Origin of the sequence: Aggregatimonas sangjinii, from assembly GCF_005943945.1 — a bacterium.
GTDB classification, from domain to species: Bacteria; Bacteroidota; Bacteroidia; order Flavobacteriales; family Flavobacteriaceae; genus Pelagihabitans; species Pelagihabitans sangjinii.
In genome coordinates this window covers 1778888-1797948 of sequence record NZ_CP040710.1, presented here as the reverse complement: position 1 = coordinate 1797948, position 19061 = coordinate 1778888, and the positions used below count along the sequence as shown (strand labels likewise).

14 protein-coding genes are annotated in these 19061 nt (G+C 43.2%); 2 read left to right on the top strand and 12 right to left on the bottom strand.

The genetic code is table 11. The annotated features are described in order from the left end of the window. Nucleotides 1–120: 120 nt before the first annotated feature. The 12 genes from FGM00_RS07300 to FGM00_RS07250 form a co-directional block, all read right to left on the bottom strand. Nucleotides 121–2106, bottom strand: coding sequence for a PKD domain-containing protein (locus FGM00_RS07300; RefSeq protein WP_138852264.1), 1986 nt, complete (start codon nt 2104–2106; stop codon nt 121–123). 16 nt (nt 2107–2122) lie between these two features. Continuing rightward, the gene (locus tag FGM00_RS07295) at nt 2123–3571 is read right to left on the bottom strand and encodes a RagB/SusD family nutrient uptake outer membrane protein (RefSeq protein ID WP_138852263.1); all 1449 of its coding nucleotides are present in this window, start codon (nt 3569–3571) and stop codon (nt 2123–2125) included. Between the two features lie 18 nt (nt 3572–3589). Further along, on the bottom strand, nt 3590–6712 hold the full coding sequence (locus tag FGM00_RS07290) for a SusC/RagA family TonB-linked outer membrane protein (protein WP_138852262.1): 3123 nt from the start codon (nt 6710–6712) through the stop codon (nt 3590–3592). A 409-nt stretch (nt 6713–7121) separates the two neighbouring features. After that, entirely contained in the window at nt 7122–7262 is a 141-nt protein-coding gene (locus tag FGM00_RS19790) for a hypothetical protein (RefSeq protein WP_175416201.1), read from the bottom strand. A gap of 21 nt (nt 7263–7283) precedes the next feature. Beyond that, a complete protein-coding gene (locus FGM00_RS07285) occupies nt 7284–8048 on the bottom strand; it encodes an SDR family NAD(P)-dependent oxidoreductase (protein WP_138852261.1) in 765 nt (254 codons plus the stop codon). Between the two features lie 87 nt (nt 8049–8135). After that, nucleotides 8136–8513 carry a cupin domain-containing protein gene (locus FGM00_RS07280; RefSeq protein WP_138852260.1) on the bottom strand — a complete coding sequence of 126 codons (378 nt, stop codon included), beginning with the start codon at nt 8511–8513 and terminating at the stop codon, nt 8136–8138. A gap of 13 nt (nt 8514–8526) precedes the next feature. Next, nucleotides 8527–10776, bottom strand: a complete 2250-nt coding sequence (locus tag FGM00_RS07275) for a heparinase II/III domain-containing protein (protein WP_138852259.1) — start codon at nt 10774–10776, stop codon at nt 8527–8529. A gap of 61 nt (nt 10777–10837) precedes the next feature. Beyond that, nucleotides 10838–11959, bottom strand: coding sequence for a polysaccharide lyase family 7 protein (locus FGM00_RS07270; protein WP_138852258.1), 1122 nt, complete (start codon nt 11957–11959; stop codon nt 10838–10840). 7 nt (nt 11960–11966) lie between these two features. Next, entirely contained in the window at nt 11967–12995 is a 1029-nt protein-coding gene (locus tag FGM00_RS07265) for a polysaccharide lyase family 7 protein (RefSeq protein WP_138852257.1), read from the bottom strand. Between the two features lie 58 nt (nt 12996–13053). Beyond that, the gene (locus tag FGM00_RS07260) at nt 13054–14049 is read right to left on the bottom strand and encodes a sugar kinase (protein ID WP_236262959.1); all 996 of its coding nucleotides are present in this window, start codon (nt 14047–14049) and stop codon (nt 13054–13056) included. A gap of 2 nt (nt 14050–14051) precedes the next feature. Next, nucleotides 14052–16370 (bottom strand): chondroitinase-B domain-containing protein, encoded by a 2319-nt coding sequence (locus tag FGM00_RS07255; protein ID WP_138852256.1) that lies wholly within the window; start codon nt 16368–16370, stop codon nt 14052–14054. 181 nt (nt 16371–16551) lie between these two features. Then, complete coding sequence (locus tag FGM00_RS07250) at nt 16552–17052, bottom strand: shikimate kinase (RefSeq protein WP_138852255.1); 501 nt, start codon at nt 17050–17052, stop codon at nt 16552–16554. A gap of 113 nt (nt 17053–17165) precedes the next feature. On the opposite strand from FGM00_RS07250, the gene FGM00_RS07245 reads away from it, so the two are divergent. Together FGM00_RS07245 and FGM00_RS07240 are read left to right on the top strand one after the other, a co-directional pair. After that, on the top strand, nt 17166–18134 hold the full coding sequence (locus FGM00_RS07245; RefSeq protein WP_138852254.1) for a sugar phosphate isomerase/epimerase family protein: 969 nt from the start codon (nt 17166–17168) through the stop codon (nt 18132–18134). Nucleotides 18135–18159: 25 nt separating this feature from the next. Then, nucleotides 18160–18882, top strand: a complete 723-nt coding sequence (locus FGM00_RS07240) for a ribonuclease activity regulator RraA (protein WP_138852253.1) — start codon at nt 18160–18162, stop codon at nt 18880–18882. Nucleotides 18883–19061 lie beyond the last annotated feature (179 nt).

The following is a 19061-nucleotide window of genomic DNA, read 5'->3' as shown; positions in this document are numbered from 1 at the left end:
TAAAAGTTAAAAGATGCATTGTATGACTGTATTTCGTATTCCTTAGCCAAAGTCCTTAAGAACCACCCGCATGCAACCTGCGGGTGGTTTTAAGACTTAAACAATAAATCGTTTATTGTACTATTGAGTAATTTCTATATTATCAAAAAAGGCCTCTGCCGAACCATCTACAACATCAATATTCCTGACATAAATAACAATCGCATTCGTCGATGCCGTGAAATCAAACGTATGGGTCGTATAGGCATCTCCGTTCGTGGCGAAACTATTGGGTATTGCAAAATAAGCGTCGACAACTGGAGCGGAAGTAGACGCATTGATAGCCACCTCATCCTCGATTTCCGTATTTAGGATAAACACCTCTGATGTTATCCCTGCTGCGGTAGTACTTGCATCAATCGAGAACGTGTACGTCTGTCCTTGTTGCACGGTTACTACTTGGTATAAGCGACGCCCGGTCTCGTCTAATTTCGCACCTCTGGTATCATTGTTTCCATCGCTAGTAGAGCCGGCTTGCTCACTATCATCCCCATATTCCCCCTCAAGCCAACTATCTAATGCAGGGTTGTCCCAAAGGTCGGCGTAAGGACTGGGGATATCGTTGCCATCACAATCCTTAATGGTCGAATTGGTGGTCATATCCCAAGGATCTACATTGTCTCCTGTACTTTCACCACCACATCCGGGAGTGGTGCCGTAAAGATCAAACGTACCATTGATAACCTGTACGATAAATCCTTCGGACACGACCAGTTCCTCGCTGGCGACGGCAGTATTGCCCGTTATACTTGTTGCAGTTAAAGTAACCGTATAGATACCATCTTCATCATAGGTATGTGTGGGATTCATTCCCGTAAATTGGAAGCCATCGCCAAATTCCCACAGCAACATCGCCGCTCCCTCGGAAGCATCGGTAAAATCGAACGTTCTATAATCACTTGCATCGACCTGAGAAGTGAAATCGGCAGTTACAGGAGCTAGAATCGTAATAGAGCGACTTAATGATGTCGATAAATTATTCCCGTTCGTTGCGGTAAGTACTACTTCGTAGGTATCGGCATTTTCATAAATATGCGTCGGCGATTCTTCGGTTGAAGAATTTCCATCACCAAAATCCCACTCGAAACTAACAGCTCCGGTTGATGAATTCGAGAATGAATACTCCAAGAAGTTGCTTTCGCTTTGTGCAGGAGTAAATGCGGCAGAAGGAGGAACTGCCCCGGGAGCTCCAATATCGATTGTAAAATCATCAAGCCTTGCTTCAACCTCCCCATTCGTAAAGAATATGGCCACCGTATTATTATCCCCTGAATTAAAGGACAAGGTCTGTTGTACGTAAACGGCCGGATCCTCGTCGTCGGTCACCGTTATAGATGCGATGGTCTGATCGGCTACCTCTTCCATGCTAGTAAACGTACCGCCATTTTGGGTTACGGCCAAAATAGAAACTGTTAGTGAAGCATCCGCCGAACCACTCAACATAGTGTACCAAAAGGCCAGGTCATAATTAGCTTCCGGATCAACGGTGATTTCTTGGTAACCGATACGATCTCCCGCCGGCGTAGGTAATTTGGCACCTTGATCTCCAAAAGTTACGGGGGAGCCTGTAATTTGAATGACACCGCCCAAATCATTATTTCTCCAAGAATCACGCCCGTCGCCGCCTCCCTCTGGTAGGGTGTCGTCTTCAAAACCTGGTTCTAGAATAACTGGTTGAAAAGGACCTTCTACAACAATTACATCTATTGTAGTAGTTCCGGTTATACCATTGCCATCCGTGGCCGTCAATGTAACCGGATACGTTCCTTCACCATCTTCAAATACAAAGACAGGATTTTGATCGGTCGAGGTATTCCCATTTCCAAAGTCCCACGAGAACGTGGCGGCTTCGGAAGAGAGGTTGCTAAAAGAAATCTCCCTGAAATTATCCGCAGAAGAAGCATATGAGAAATTAGCGTCCGGAAATATCTCATCCGCCTTAGAATTCGCTTCCGGCAAATCATCCCTAAAAAGCCCTTCATTAACACAGCTAATAGCGATGGTGGCCGTAACCATCATCAGTAGCAACAGTTTGGTCTTACCCATTATATTTACTTTACAATTCATAGTTTTTTATTTACGATTAATACCCCGGATTTTGTGTCAAAAGCCCTCCGCTTAAATTGATTTCCCTTGCAGGAATCGGAAGCAATAAGTCCGTTCCAGTAAAAGTATATCCCTCTTCTAGGGCATGTGCGGCCAATACCTCTGCCGCTACTCCAAATCTTTGCAGATCGAACCAACGTTGATTTTCAAAAGCCAACTCTACACGTCGCTCCACCAAGAGCTCCTCTTTTGATATACTCGAAACGGAATTAGGTGCGGTTTCCGGAAAAGCCCTGTCCCGAATCAGCTGAAAAGATCGTAGCGCACCTGCGTTAGTCGTACTGGTACCCGTTCCTATGGCAGCCTCTACTTGCATTAGTAATATGTCTGCATAACGTAACGCGATGTAGTCATTTCCGGCGTTACGGGCATTATCGCCATAAGATGGCGGAAAAATGGACAAGTCAGAACCTTCCGGCAGGTATTTAGTCACTTCGCTTCTTGTGGGAAAAGTGATAAAAGACACGTCTGTACGGGTTCCTCCGAAAGCCTGAAAATCGGCTATCAAGTTATCATGCAGAATATTCTGCCCATCGTCGGTACCCTGACGGAAGGTCGATGCAAACTCCGCAGAATAGCCTTGACTTTCTTGCGGATTTCCAAAATCGTACTGAATGGCGAAAATTATCTCATCGTTCAATTCGTTATAGAACACATCCGAAAAGTTATCTTGCAGACTAAACTCACCACTATTTATAATGGCTTCGCAGAGTTGCAGCGCAGCTTCATAGTTGCGCGTTGGTTGGGACATATATACCTTCGCCAACAACCCTTGAGCGGCCGCTCTTGAGGCCCTGGACTTATACGTATTATCCAACACGGCAATAGCTTCCTGTAAGTCTTCAACGATTTGGGCATAAACCGTTTCCTCCGATACCCTCGTAAAAACCGCTTCACGATCTTCCGCAAGTACCACCTCGGTGACCAAGGGAATATCGCTATATAATCTCACTAATTTAAAATACGCATATGCTCTTAAAAATTTAGCTTCGGCCGTATATCTCGCCTGATTGCTCTCATCGGCAATATCAATAAAATTTAGAATATTATTGGCCCTGAAGATGACGTTATACATCGATGCCCAATAATCCTCTGATTCTACATTAACCGCCTGAATTACATATCTATGAAAATCGGCTTTAGAACCTTCCAATGTAGCGTTGCGGGTATTATCGCTACGGTGTTCCGTTAATAAATGCTCAAACTGAACCCCCCTATTAAAATTCGCTTCGCTACTTTCGGTCGCGTCGTTAACACCTTGAAGAGCATCGTAGATACCTATAACACCCTGTAGTACATCGGCATCCGATTGATAAAACGCTTGTTCTACAACCACGGTGTCAGGTATGGGATTTAAAAACTCGTCTGCATCACAGGACATCAAAATTGCCGCTAAAGTGAATGTCAAATATTTTATATATTTCATAATTCTCTTTTTTTATTTTTAAAAATCAATATTAAGACCTAATGATACGGTTCTAAAGATAGGCGTACCCGCTCTTTGTGAACCATATGCTCTAGGGTTCCCATTATCATCGTGCTCTGGGTTAAAGCCGTGATAGTCATCCGCCGTCACATACACAAGGTTTTGCCCGGTCGCATACACCCGAAGACCCGTTAATCCAATTCTTGAAAGCGTCTTAGCATCAAAATTATAACCAATATTAACATTACGTAAAGAGAAATAATCCGCACTTGCGATTACCTCACTGGTTAATACCTTCTCTTGAATAAAGGACGTATCGGAAACCAAGCCATCTGCAACGGCTTGTTCCGCACCTCCACTGGCAGTAGCATTACCGAACCAATTGTAAAAATATTGATCGCCAATGTTGTTCACTTGTGCCCCTAAACTACCCTGTAACTGAAAAGAGAAATCAACTTGACCGAATTGAAAATCGTTCGTAAAAGCATAAATCAAATCCGGATAAGGATTTCCGAGAATAGTTTTATCCTCTGCCGTAATAATACCATCTCCATTCAAATCTTTGACTATGGTATCCTCTGACTGACCATTTATACGATTCCAAGGGGTACTCACATAAGTAGTCCGAAACTGCGTTTCATCAAACGCTTCATTATCTACAACATAGCCCCAAAAAGAGGATATCGGTTCTCCGATCCTGTTGATCCATTGCGAATTTCTACCATAGCTATCCTCGATCAATGCGTTATTGGAGTCTCCGAAACTCAACAGTTCATTTTGATTGGTCGATGCTATGAAAGTAGAATTCCAACGAAATTTCTCATTGGAAATATTCTTGGTCCTTAGTTCAAATTCCAAACCTCTGTTTTGAACCTCGCCTAAGTTTACGATGCCACTTGTGAATCCCGTAATGTAGGAAACCGGATTTTCCAATAGCAATTCATCACTGTTTCTCTGATAATAATCGATTGACCCCGTAACCCTATTATTAAAAAAACCATAATCAAGTCCGATGGTAAATTCCTTAGAGGCCTCCCACTGTAATAAAGCATTTGCGATGTTCAAAGGGGATACACCAGAGACAATACTACCTTCTACAATAGCATTGCTATTCTGCAATAATGCCAAATAGGGCCAAGTATTGACCACTTCATTCCCTACATTAAAGTTTTCGGCGCCTGTAAGACCGTAGCTGGCTCTGAACTTGAGAGTGTTTACCACTTCACTATTCAATAGGAAATTTTCTTTTGCCACATTCCAACCAACAGACACGGAAGGGAAATTACCCCATTTGGACTCCACACCAAAAACAGAACTACCATCCCGTCTAAAGGACGCATTAAATAGGTATTTATCTTTGTACGCGTAATTTACCCGTGCGAACATACCTATTTTCTTCAATTCGGTATTGGATTGAAATACGGTTGTATTATCAGGATTGGCACCTTGTATATTTCTAAGACGATCATCCGAAAACCCGCTACCTTCTACTTCGCTGGTCTCACTTGTACGTTGTTGCACGGTAAGACCGCCCAGCACACCGAGTACATGATCACCGAATGTCTTGTTGTAATTCAAGGTATTATCGGAAATAAGCCTTTTTCGAGATCTGTTCTGTAAATAGTAGTTCGATCTACTTGCACCGGCGGCATGATAGTTTACACCGTCATAGCGGTCTCTTGTTCGCTCTTCCAACGTAACACCTAAAGATGTTTTGGCGACCAAGCCATCTGCAATCTTATAGCTCAAGTAGGTAGAACCGAACAGTTTCGTATTAAATTCATAATGCTGCCGTTCTACGTATTGTTGAAATGGGTTAGAATCGCCTGAAGTTCTAGGGCGTTCGGTATTTTGCGAACCATCACCATTTAAGTCGTTATCATAATTCCTGTTTTCTAAATGGTTTTCCCAAAAGTAGTCCCCTACACCAACATTTGGATATACATCGCGGTTGATAAACTGCAACGATTCTTCAGTGTGGTAAATAGGCAACCAAGGCGATTGTCGCGTCGGATTATGAATCGAAGTTGGTAATCTTCTTTGTTCGGTGTAAGAAGGGGATGCCGTTAGGCCGAATTTTAATTTCTTACCGATTTTAGTATCGAACTTTAGGTTCGCCGTATATAATTTGTAGTCATCGGTAATTACTACTCCCTCATCATGTAGCGCTCTTAAAGAAGCGCTAAAAGTGGAGTCTTCCGAACCACCTCTTGCAGAGAGCGAGTGACTGGTTACATTACCCCCGTTAAAGAAGACATCTTGCCAATCTCTGTTCACGCCCGTAACTCTAGCTAAATCGAGAGCGTACAAGGTTTCTCCAGAAAGGGTTCCCGTTGCCGCTTGTTCGATATCGGCCCATTCATTAAGGTCTTTTCGATAATCATCACTACCATGAGCTTGTTTAAACCCTGTGTAGGTTTGGTAACTAAAATTCGTTTTTCCCGCTTTACCGCTCTTGGTGGTTATCAAAATAACCCCATTTGCCCCTTCACTCCCATAAATAGCGGCTGAAGCCGCATCCTTAAGGATTTCAAAGGATTCAACATTGTTCATATCTATGTTGGCAAGAAATTCTGAACTTACAACGATGCCGTCAACCACCAAAGCGGGACCTGAATCAGCGGTTACCGAGCCGACACCTCTAATGGTAATGGTAGGTGCACCACCAGCTTCGGCATTGGTTGCCTGAATATTAACTCCCGACACTTGACCGATAAGCGCCTCATCTACCCTTGCTACTGCAATCTGATCCAAAGTTTCATTGGTAACTTTGGAAATCGAACCTGTAACAGTAGATTTTTTTTGAGTACCATATCCGACCACAACAACTTCATCCAGTTGGCTGGCATCTTCCCTCATAAAGACTTCTATATTGTTTTGGCCGTTCACGATAACGGTTTGGGTGACATAGCCTATATAAGAGAATTGAAGTACGTCATCAGTAGAGACGTTGATTGAAAAGTTTCCGTCGAAATCGGAAGCAACACCGTTTGTAGTCGTAAGGACAACGATGTTCACCCCAGGAATCGGAACACCCGCTTCGTCTACGGTGGTACCCGATAATGTGTAGCTGTCCTGACCGAAAGTGGCCATACTGATGAACAGTGAGAGGATTAAACTCAGTTTGATTTTTAAATTCATTTGTGTTGATATTAAGTTAGTTAAGAAAACCGGCCATTACTCCGATGTTTTTCACATGATTTCACGAAAATCACGGTTCACCTGCCATTACACAACTTCAAAGAATTTAACTATGTTTGTTAGAAGCGTGTAGCTAGCAATAGTTACAAGTTTTACTTCGCCTTAGAAATGAAGTAATTTGATTGAAAGGATGGGTTGCACCCCATCCTTTTTTTATGAGGTTTATTTATGATTTCATCAGACAGTTATTTTTGATTATAATTGGTTTTCCATATTGGTTAACCAGTTTGGTTGACCAAATATATGTTATTTATTCGTTAAAAAAAGGAAAAATGAAAATTTAACATTTCGGGCTTGCAGTGTTAGGATGAAACCTGCCTTTAACTCTTTATCCGTGAATCCACGCTGGCTAGGAAAAGGGCGGTCCACCGTTGATGGCGATATTCGAACGGGTCTTAAATGAGGTATCGGTAGGCGATAGAAAGGAAGCAGTGTTCGCAGTTTCTCCCTTAGCAGCTTCTCGATGAAGTATTTGATATCGGCATCGCATACAAGTGGAGTTTTACGGGAGTTACATATTGTAAACGCCACCATTGATGTCGAGCGTTGCGCCGGTAATAAAACCATCGTATTCGGACGCCAGATAGCGCACCGCTCGTGCCACGTCATCCGCATTACCGGCACGTTGAATTGGAATACCTGCCGTTGTAGCGGCTGCGGATTCTTTTGTGGTGTGCGTATTGTGGAACGATGTTCCAAGAATAAGGCCCGGGGCAACTGCATTCACTCGTGTACCAAAGGGCCCCAATTCAGAGGAGAGTGCCCTTGTAAATGTAAGGATAGCTCCCTTACTGGTCGAATATACCAATGATCCCGGATGCCCCCCTTTACGCCCGGCAAGCGATGCCAAATTAACAATACTGCTATTTTTGTTTTTTGTTAGATAAGGAGTTGCCGCTCGCGTTACAAACATCATGGACGTAAGGTTGATATCCATTACCTTGTGCCAGAACTCGGCCTCCATTTCGTCAAGCATTTTACGCGCTACTAGGGAGCCCGCATTGTTGATTAATATATCCAAACTACCAAGCGCCTCCACTGCTTTTTCAACTAAGTCGTTCGCCTGGTCCTCTATTGTTAAGTCGCCGCTGACCGCTACCGCTTTTAGTCCTTTACTAGTCGCATATCCTGCCAATTCGATTGCAGTTTCCGCACTCGAAAAATAATGAATGGCCACATTGGCCCCACTATCGATAAAGTGTTTGGTTATTGCTTCGCCAATGCCTTGGGCACCAGCTGTAATGAGCACATTTTTTCCGGTAAGTTTATTTTTCATATCTATTCCACTTTAGCGAATAGCGCTTGTTTTATTTTAAAATTAAAGGCAGTCATGAAATTCTAATTTCATTGACTGGCTTTTTTATTAAGATTCTTTATCTCCAAAATAAGACACGCCATCCCCAGTTAGAAAATCTTCTCGAACAGGGCTAAAGGTGTCGATAAGCATCCCCTCTTCCAGGCAGATTGCACTGTGCAACAAATTAGGTTCAATATAGACCCCATCCCCTGCTTCCACAATTTTCTTTTCTCCATCAATCTCGAATTCAAATTTACCTGAGACACAATAGGTAGCTTGGGTGTGAAAATGTTGATGTGGGGATCCCAATGCACCCTTCTCGAATTTTACTTTTACCATCATGATTTGGTTATCGTACCCTAAGAATTTTCTTGATACTCCTCCACCGAGTTCTTCCCATTCCAATTCCTTTGTGGTGATATATTTTTCACTAAATCGTTTCATAATTTTATCTTTTTTAGTTGAAATAATGGGGGCCTGACCATGAATAATCATTCCCGTTAATGTTTAATTTATGCTTACTCGTCTTGGCGGCATCGCTGTTTGAAAGTATAAATAAGTGCTTCCCACCATCAATAGACGCTATCTCTATTGCCGTATACCTGTCGTCGTCGTGAAGGATTTTTACAGCTGCAATGCTACTTTTTGAATTTACTGCAAACTCCGAAACGGGACTATAACTGCCATGTGATTCGATTACCGACACAAAGGTGGTATGCTGCACATCTTTTCGCTGCAGCAATAATCCTGCATCACGTCGCAAATTGAATTCCGGGTCATTTGCCCCTATTCGAACAAAGCGTATTTCATCAGCTGCTGTAGTTGTTGTAGTTAGTGTGTAAAAACGACGCTTATTCATCCAACTAAATTTGGTGTTTTCGCCGCTTGCGTTACCTACTCCTTCCGTCCATAAATGTTGATAGCCGAATGTATTACCTAATGGCTCCACGGTTTCTGGTGCCTTATACTCAAAATTTGTTTGTATTACTTGACCCATAAAATAAAAAGGTAGGTCATATTGATGAATACTGTCGGATGTTACTTTTAAAATATCCAAGAGAAAAGGTTTTTCAAAACCATCCTCCTTTATAAGTGCCATTGTGCGATGCATTTCGGTACCGGGATAGGCATTACTTTCTTTCGCACTTACTACTTGGACTTCACTTTTTGAAGCATCAAAGAAATACAATTCTGAGTGATGCTTGCTAGCTGTTTCATATATGCCTTTAAAATGGGAAGTTTTGTTCTGGACCAAAGTATTATGCGCTATGGTCTGCTTTGCCCAAGTCTTGTTTTCTTTTAAGTAATTGCCGCCCCCTTTTTGTTCAATATTTACAAATCTCGATAAGCCATAATCCTGTAGTACTTCATCTCCTTTTTCAAAAAAGGAATAAGACAACTTATCATAATGTCCGTGGCTTAATCCTTGAGCAGCATATTTGAATACCAAGGTCAAATCTTCATTGCCATATCGCAAAATTCCAACTCCACCCTGCTCCCCCATAGAACCATCGGACAAATTGATGGACTTTTTTTCAAAAGGCACTGCCAGTCCATCTCTAATACCCATAGCAACCGCCAAGCCGGAATCATCCAATAATACTTTGCCTTGTTCTTGGGCTATGCTTAATAATTGCGGATTGTTACCCCCGTAATGATAGGCAATATCTACAGCACTTACCAATGAAGAGGTATAAATCGACATTCCTTTTTGCCCATCGTTTAAGGGAAAGAATTCTCCATCGGCATCCGAAAGGTTTAAGAGTGCATGAACAGCCTTTAACAAAACGCCATTCTTATACTCGAAAATCTTTAGTTCCGGTTTTACGTTTTCCAATCCTTCTGCAAAAATCAAGAACGGATACATGGCATAGCGCTGGTAATAAGGTCCTTCCGTATAATAACCATCCGGTGAAAATGGTTCATCAAGATTTGCCAAAAAACCAGCTTTACCATCCTCTGCATAAATAAAGCCACCATCATCATCCTTTTCCCCCGTATTTAAGGGAGCATCTTTAAGACCATACAAAGCTCTATCTACCAATTCATCATCACCCATAACCAAACCAATCATGCCCACAGCGGCATTACCCCATGTGCTGTGGTTGTGCACACGGTTGTAGAACTGCGGATTTTTTACGGATATCCAATCTGCAAAAGGTCTAAATAAATTCTTCTCTAAGTTTTTACGTTCTTTTTTAGAGAGCCAATCGTAAATGCAATCGTAAGCCTGACTCACATAAACCAACCAATTGGAATCGTTTAGACATTGCCAGAACAGTTTACCCCTGGCATAGGAACGCGTTTTTGGGTGCGCCGGTAAAGTAGGATACAACTCCGCATATTGCAATAACATATCCCGTACATAAATCGCATATTTCTCATCCTCTAAAATCTGGAAAAGCAGACCTGCATTTTGAAGGACTATCCAATTCTTTTTATGACGGGTATGGGTGTAGCCCCCAGAATAATCTTTTGGGACTGGAGTATCAATATCCAAAGCAATTTCAGCATCGACCTCTTTTTTCAGTTGCGCCAAGGACGCATCGAATAGGGGCACCTTGCCCAATTCAGCCCTGATTTTTTCGACACCAGCTTTGGTAAGAATTAATTTAGGGTGCTCTTGGGCCTGCAGTGAAGACGCAGATACACTTAGTGTCAAATAAATAAGGCACATCAAATAAATTATAGTCTTCTTCTTTTTCATTATATTCAAAAGGCATCTGAATTGGTTTACCAAATGCACCATTATTTCTAAGTTAAGTTATTTAATCGTTTTTAGTGAAATACCCTTTATTTGAAACCGCGGCATCACTTATCGTAATACTCCCTGATTTAAACCAAACTTCTGCATAATTTCCGTCCGCATATTGTTTCTGAATGTCCCCGCCATGCGTTTCCGCTCCAGAACACCAATTTTGATTTTCTTCAGGGGATTTTCCATTCGTTTGATTGTAACAACCCAATTTAAAGAATAAACCCTCACCTGTATATGCGGTTGCACGCTCTACCCCATCTTGACCAATCGGAACAAATAATTTTTGTGTCTGCTCAGGTATATCTGCTGTTGTGGTAAATTCCGATTCAATCAAGTTTTTTATAAACGTTTTGGTTTCATGACCGTCACTGGAAAATTTTAAGTTCATTATACCCTCTTTAACCTCGATTTGATAACTAAATTCTTCACCTAATAAAATACCGTCTTCGGGCTCTTTTGGATAGGTTTTCGCCGAGTCGCCGACAACAGAAAAGTCATGGCCCCAGACTGCGGAGGAATAATCCCATCTTCCCGAATTGTCATCACCGGCTGTATTGATTTCATAGTGCCAAAAGACAGAACCCTTCGTGTGCCCTGGAAACTTTTTATAAAATATTTTTAAAGGCTCGTTCTCATGCCCATCGGCACTGTGAATCTGTCCTACCACTACCGAATGAGTCGAGGCGACACGAGCATCACCCGTGGCTGATACGTTCATCACCTTCAGCGTAGCCGACAATTTATCATTGGCAGTTTTTGGATACCATTTTTTTAACTGTGCCAATTCGGTTCTTGTGTTATTAGAGGTGCCATGTGTGTCTCCACCATTCGGCGTCTTAAATACGACCCAATCGCTATTGCCGTCATTTGTGGTGTAAAAAAAATCCTTATTCTCGTAGTCAACCGCCTTACCCACATTAGAACCGTCGCCCAAGATTAAATTCCAATGTTCAAAGAATGGAATAACATCACTCGCGTGTACAGCTTGTTGCGTCGCGTTTTTACCGGTGTTAGGGGAAGTAGGAGTATTTGGTTTCTTATCGGTGTGCTTGCAACTACCAAGTATTTGAAAAGTACAAAGCGCCAAAGGGATAATAGCGGACGTGAATACGTTTTTAGTGTTTAGTTTCATCTTTATATTAATTGGGTTTTGTTCCCGCACCAACGGTTGCATCCTTAAACCATACCTCGGCAAAACTTCCGTTAGCGTACTGCTTTGCTATATCACCGCCATAGGTTTCTGATTTTGTGGACTTTCCGTTTGCCTGATTGTAACAGCCTTGCTTAAAATATTGTATTTCTCCAGTGTAGGCCGTATCTCGTTCAACGCCATCACGGCCTCTCTCGTAATAGGTGGCTAAAATTTGTTCAGGGACATCGGCTTTTGTGACAAAATCGGATTTCAATAAATTCTTGGCGAATTTTTTGGTTTCATGACCTTCAGCCGTAAAAGTGAGATACATCATACCTTCAAAAACATTTACTTCATAACTGAATTCTTCGCCTAGGGCCACACCGTCTTGCGGTTCTTCAGGATTTTCTGTTGCACTTGCACCAACATCTGAAAAATCATACCCCCAAACGGCGGTCGAAAAATCCCATCGGCCCTCATTACTCCCGGCAGTGTTGATTTCATAATTCCAAAAGACCGAACCTTTTTCATGGCCGGGAAACTTCTTGTAAAAAACTTTTAAAGGTTCATTCTCATGTCCTTCATCGCTATGGATTTGTCCAACGACCGTCGAGAAGGAGGAAGATACGGTCGCATCACCCGTAGTCGACACCTGCATTACTTTCAGGGTACCAGTCAGTTTACCACCGGTTTCGGGAATCCAATGGGCTTTTTGCCCTAACTCCGTTCGGGTATTGCTCGAGGTTCGCGAGGTGACACCCGAATTCGGGGTTTTATACACCACCCAATCGGTTTGCCCATCATTTTCGACATAAAAAAAATCCTTCTTTTCAAAATTCACCAAATCTTCTGAACGGGTCCCATCTCCACAAAGAATCTTCCATTCATCCATAAACGGGATAACATCGCTCGGGTATTTATGCGCTGCGGATGCTACGCTTTGAACTTGCTTCGTTTTCTCCTTGCAACTACCAAGGAAGAATAAAAAGCCCAACAATATGAGGATCACAGAGATGGTAATGGCTCGGGTTTTCATTTTGGTTTTTGTTTAAAAGTAATTTTCGCACAAGATTTCCGCCGTTTTTACATTTCGTTTACCTCTTGATGGCACCGGAAGTATCCCCTTCCATCAAACTTTGTACGTTTTCCAGCGATACGGTATTGACATCCCCAGGAACGGTATGTTTTAGGGCGCAGGCAGCGGTGGCAAAATCCAGGGCCTGCTCGTCATCGAAATGCAAAAGCCCGTAAATGAGTCCGGCGGCAAAGGCATCTCCTGTACCGACACGGTCGATAATATGGGTTATATTGAGCTTATCGGTCTTGATGTACTCTTCACCATTCCACATTTTACCTTTAATTTGATGGTGGGATGCACTTAGCGTCGTTCGCGTTTTTTTAACCACTTTATTAACTTTTGGATAAAGAGTGATTATCTGTTCGGCCAAAGACTGGAACTTGCCTTCCAAACCAAACATTTCGCGCATCCCGCTGCTACTGCAAATAATGACATCACAATGTTGTGCCAAATTTGGTATGATTTGCTGCATCGATTTTCCGTATTTCCACATATTGCTACGCGAATTGATGTCCCCTGAAACCATTATTCCCAGCTTGTTCGCTGTTTTGATGGCCTCTAGACAACATTTGGCGGCACCTTCTGAAATGGCGGGGGTAATACCTGTCCAATGAAACCAATCGGCGTCTTTGAGCACATCCTCCCAATTTATCATTGCCGGTTCGATCAAAGAGAACGAAGATCCTTCCCGTTCATAGATAACCTCGCTGGGCCGATGTACGGCACCTTTTTCCAAAAAATATTTGCCCATCATCTGATCGCCATAGAGGACATGTTCGGTACTTAACCAATGCTTTCGTAAGAACTGGGTGGCAGCCTTTCCCAAAGCGTTATCCGGAAATCGCGTCACATGGGCCGCTTTCATGCCCAAGTAGGCACATGAAATGGCGACATTCGCCTCTCCGCCTCCGTAGACCAATTCAAAGTGGGAAGCCTGCGAAAATTTTTCATAGCCCGGCGGGGACAACCGCATCATTACTTCGCCGAAAGTGATTACTTTTTTCGTCATCATTTCTAGTACATTAATTTTAATGGAAGGTTCTGTTCAACAACCAAATCTCCGGAATTCTCGATAACATTATCGGAATGTGAATTGTTCTTTGCCCCCCATAAACGTGCGACCATTTTTACTTGATTGTTTTTGAAGGTATTACCGGAAATGGCGACATTGATTATACCATAGGTATTGATTAAAATCCCGTCCTCTTCTTGAGCTCCGCAATTGATAAATGAACTGTTGGTTACAACTAAGTTGCCGCCCACTGTGGATTCGTCATAGCCCCCCCGGTAATAGTCGATCACATTTCTGCTAACGTTTTCGAACCGGCAATCGGTAACAAGTAGGTTCTCCGCATTGTAATCGCCTTTGTCATCATCTTCCGCCGCGAGTTCAATTCCATTGTTACAATCCTTTATTAGAGTAGCCTTGAATTGATTATATTCGGAAAAGGAATGTTTATATCCTTTCAACACGTAGTCAAAGCTCGTGATTTCGGCGTTCGTAACCTCTAGGTTATATAGGCTGGACATGTTTTCCTCTAAACTGGCAAAGGCATAGTTCTCGCTATTTCCTTCAAGAATTACCGATTCTAAGACCAACTCCCCTTTTGGGTTCATCTCAAATAGCGGGGTTTTTGATGGGCCGTTGTACGTAATGGTAGCCTTTTTTTCACCCTTGGAATATATACTAAGCTTTTTGTCGATTTTCAATGGGGTCTCTAGGGCGTACCGATCGATGGTCAATAGAATCGTATCGCCGCTTTGCGCCTCACGAACGGCGGTTTCCAATTCGGCCGCCGAACCAACGGAATGTTTTTGGGCGGGCATTTTTTCTTGGGAAATAAGGGAATACCAATCCGGCCCGTATTTCGACAAATCCATAAGCTCCGGCTTCCTTTCAGGTTTGCCGGCAACCGCACCGACCTGATTTTTCCCTTTTCGCGAATTTCCGAACAAATCCTCCGTAATTTGGTCAAACTCGAATCCTTGGTACAGCGCTACATCCGGTAAGCCTTCGGTCGGTATAAAAAGATTCTCATCCAACTCCGAAAGCGAAAAGTCCTTCTGCTCAAAAGCGGATTCATACGGGAACGATACCCCTTGATTGTCGATTACATTGCTTTTAAAGGTGATACCATCCAAGGAGTCGTGGGCAACGATGGGATGCGCATCCCCAGTATCGTTATAGACCAGATTATTTGCTACAAGGGTACGAATAGGTCGCTCGGACCGGATTTCGGAAGCGGGAAGCACCTCCTTCTGATCGATATTCGACCCCACACCAAACTGCAGGGGAGCGTCGCAATTTATCCAAGAATTGTAGGCGACCACAACGTCGGTGACTTGTATATACCGATTTAACGGAGATTTTGGAATACCGTTCATCACCGCAAGCGGACTCCTAAATATACTTCCCTTTAGATTGTAGAAATAATTGTTCGTGACCCAATGCCCTGTGCCAATCAAGCGTATCCCTCCAATTTGTTCCGAATTTTCATCCCCGATGAAGTAATTGCCGTCTACGGTACAATAATTTCCGTGCCGGGTGACCAATGAGCCTTCGCTCTTATAAAACACGTTGTTTCGAAATTCATTGAAATTCGTTTTGCTGGAAATCACTTCCACCTCCCCGTTACAACGTTCGAAAAAATTGTTCGCTACCAGCGTATAACTTGGCGCCATAGAGGTATAACTATTCCCGATTTGGATGGTTTCCGCACTGGGGCCTCCCTTGGGTGGTCTTGGCCCAAAATGGTTATTCGTGATTTTATGGTAGTTCTTGATATTCCGATTTCCTTCCAAATCAACCCTGACGGTAGGTCCCCTGTTCGATTTTCCTGCGATGTAACAGTGATCTAATTCGTTATGGCGCCCCTTGAACAGTACCCATAAATCGGTTTGATTTCTTTGGGGTTTATTGAAGCCCTTCAGCACACAATGGGTTACCCGAGAGTGGTTGGCGACCGTATCCCGGCTTGTGGCAAACTCGATGACCGCGCTGGATGGGGAGTATCCGGTGTTGAAGTGTAATCCGTTCACAATCAAATATTCCCCACCTAATTTTAAATCGGATTTGCCCTTAATGAGCACCTCTCCTGCCGTTTCGGCTTTAAGCGTAATGGGTTGTTCCTCGGTTCCATACCCTACAAATCGGATTTCGACATCGTTCCAATCTCCATTCGCCATAACGATTTCGTCCCCCGGTTTTGCATTTTTTATGGCGTTGTGCAATGCACTGATGTCTTTTACATAGATACCTTTCCGGTCGGTATTTTGACCACAGGAAAACAGCACAAGCATCGCGAAAACAGCTAAAAAATAATTTTTTATCATGTGGATTTTTTAAAATGGGTTTTGTGCATATTCAATAGTTATCCTACCGACGATTAAAGGTTGAGGCAGTTTCATCTTTACTAGGGTCGACTATGCATGATGAGATTTAAATCAAGTTATTTCGCTTACCGAACAAATTAAGCAGAATAATCCGGGTATGAAAGGGGGAGCGTCTTCGGTATCACCCGTATTTTCGCGCCATATATTTTAGGATTATCGTTAGAATTTCCTCATCCGAATAGCTCATATCAATGGTCAAGGCTTTTTTTGGGGCTTCAAGTATTTCAAAATCCGACTGGAGCGCGGTACGCGCAACAGCATCGTTTCCCAACTTTTCAAAACGGTTGGCAACATTCTCATAAGAGTCGTTCATAAATACCCAGTCCAATTCACAATCGATATTGGCAGTCAATCTCTTTCGATGCGCTTTCTTTAGTATGGAACAGGAGACTACACAGCCCCTTTGAATCGATTGGACCCTAACGAACTCCTCGATGGCTTGTAGCCATTTTTCTAATTTACCGTTTTGCAACAGCATGGCATTAGGCCGCTCTTCGGAACTGAACAGTTTATCCGCATCAAAGAATGGCACTCCCAATTTTTCAGCCACTCTTTTACCAATCGCACTCTTTTCCGTCCCGCACACACCCACTAGAATGACAATAAAATTTTTGTTTTCCATGCTGAATAAAAATTGGTTAACCAGTTTGGTTTACCAAAAATACATATATTTGCCACATCTGCAAATCTTTTACATAATTTTACCCGAAAGATGTATAATTCTGCTCCAATACGATGAAAGCTAGCGAAAATTCCATTTCCAGAAGAGATTTTACCAAACTAACGGCGACAGCCGCTGGAGCACTGCCCTTTCTTACCTTTGGGAGCACTACCTACACTTCGACCGTGAAATGGAACGAAAAACCGCGCGTGCACCTATTTTCAAAACACCTACAGTTTTTAGACTATAATGAAATGGCGGCGGCGGCGGCTGAAATGGGTTTTGATGGTCTAGACTTAACCGTACGACCGAAAGGGCATGTGCTACCTGAGAGAGTGGCCGATGATTTGCCAAAAGCTGTCGATGCCATGAAAAAGTATGGCATAGCACCCAAAATGATGACGACAGCTATTTGGGACGCTCATGATTCGCGGAACAAAACTGTATTGGAATCGGCAGGTGGGTTAGGTTTTTCACACTATCGTACGGATTGGCTCACCTATCCGGAGGGCCGTACGATTGAAGAAAGTCAAACTACGTTTGGGAAACAGGCAAGAGAGCTGGAAATGCTCAATGAAACATGTGGGCTGATCGGTTGTTATCAAAACCATGCGGGCAATCATGTCGGAGCGCCGATTTGGGACCTCCCTCCTATTTTAAATGCTACAAAAAATGAACATGTAGGCTGTCAATACGATATCCGGCATGCCGTGGTGGAGGGTGGTACTAGTTGGGAGCTCGGGTTAAGGCTCATCAAGCCATTTATTAAATCCATTGTGATTAAGGATTTTAAATGGGGCAAGGTTGACGGAAAATGGAAGCCAATAAATACACCTCTTGGCGAAGGTATGGTCGATTTTAATCGTTATTTTTCCCTTTTAAGAGCATACAATATCGACGTGCCGGTCTCACTCCACTTGGAGTATGCTCTTGGCGGAGCGGAACACGGGAATTCGGTCATTACGGTGGACAAGAAGGAAGTGTTTGCTCGAATGAAAAAAGACCTGACCTTCCTACAGCAAACTTGGCAAAGCGCAGAATAATCGAAACAAGGAATACATCAATATTATGGGAGAACTAGCCGATACCATAGGGAAGTTAAAAAAGGTAAGCACGGCAACCATAGCTACCTGTCTCTTTAAAAAGGGGCTTAAAAATCAATTTATTCAGGAGGTAAAACCACTGAAACCGGGCAAACCGACCATGGTCGGGGAAGCCTTTACGTTGCGCTACATTCCAGCCCGCGAAGATTTGAATCCTATCGAGGTGTTCAAGAATCCCAGACACTTGCAACGCGTGGCGGTAGAGGAATGTCCAAAAGGCGCCGTGCTGGTCATCGATAGTCGAAAGGATGCCAGAGCGGCCTCGGCAGGTTCTATCCTAGCGACACGATTAATGGTTCGCGGTGTAGCGGGAATGGTGACCGACGGGGGCTTTCGTGATTCCGCGGAAATTGCTGATTTGGATATGCCATCATACCACCATCGACCCTCGGCCCCCACAAATTTGACCCTGCATCAGGCCATTGCCGTAAACGAGCCGATTGCGTGTGGCGATGTAGCCGTCTTTCCAGAAGACATCATAGTTGGTGATGATGACGGGGTTATGGTCATTCCTGCCCATCTGGCCGACGAAGTTGCCAACGAATGTCTGGATATTACCCTATTCGAAGCGTTCGTCATCCAACAGGTTCAAAACGGGAAATCTATTGTAGGACTCTATCCGTTAACGGACGCAGCTGTTCAAAAAGAGTTTGAGGCATGGAAAGGCCAAAATTCAAAAAGCTCCTAACCTACAAAACCCAAAATTGCGCATACTTAGCGGGGAAAGAATGTATTCGTATGTAGTTCTCCCAAAACGCATATCTCGACTGCTAGCTTAGCCGGCATGGCAGATACTAAATAAAAAATTCGGGTAGCACCTACTTCGAGGGCCTACCGTGAAATCGCAAGAATAAAAGGATAAAAAAA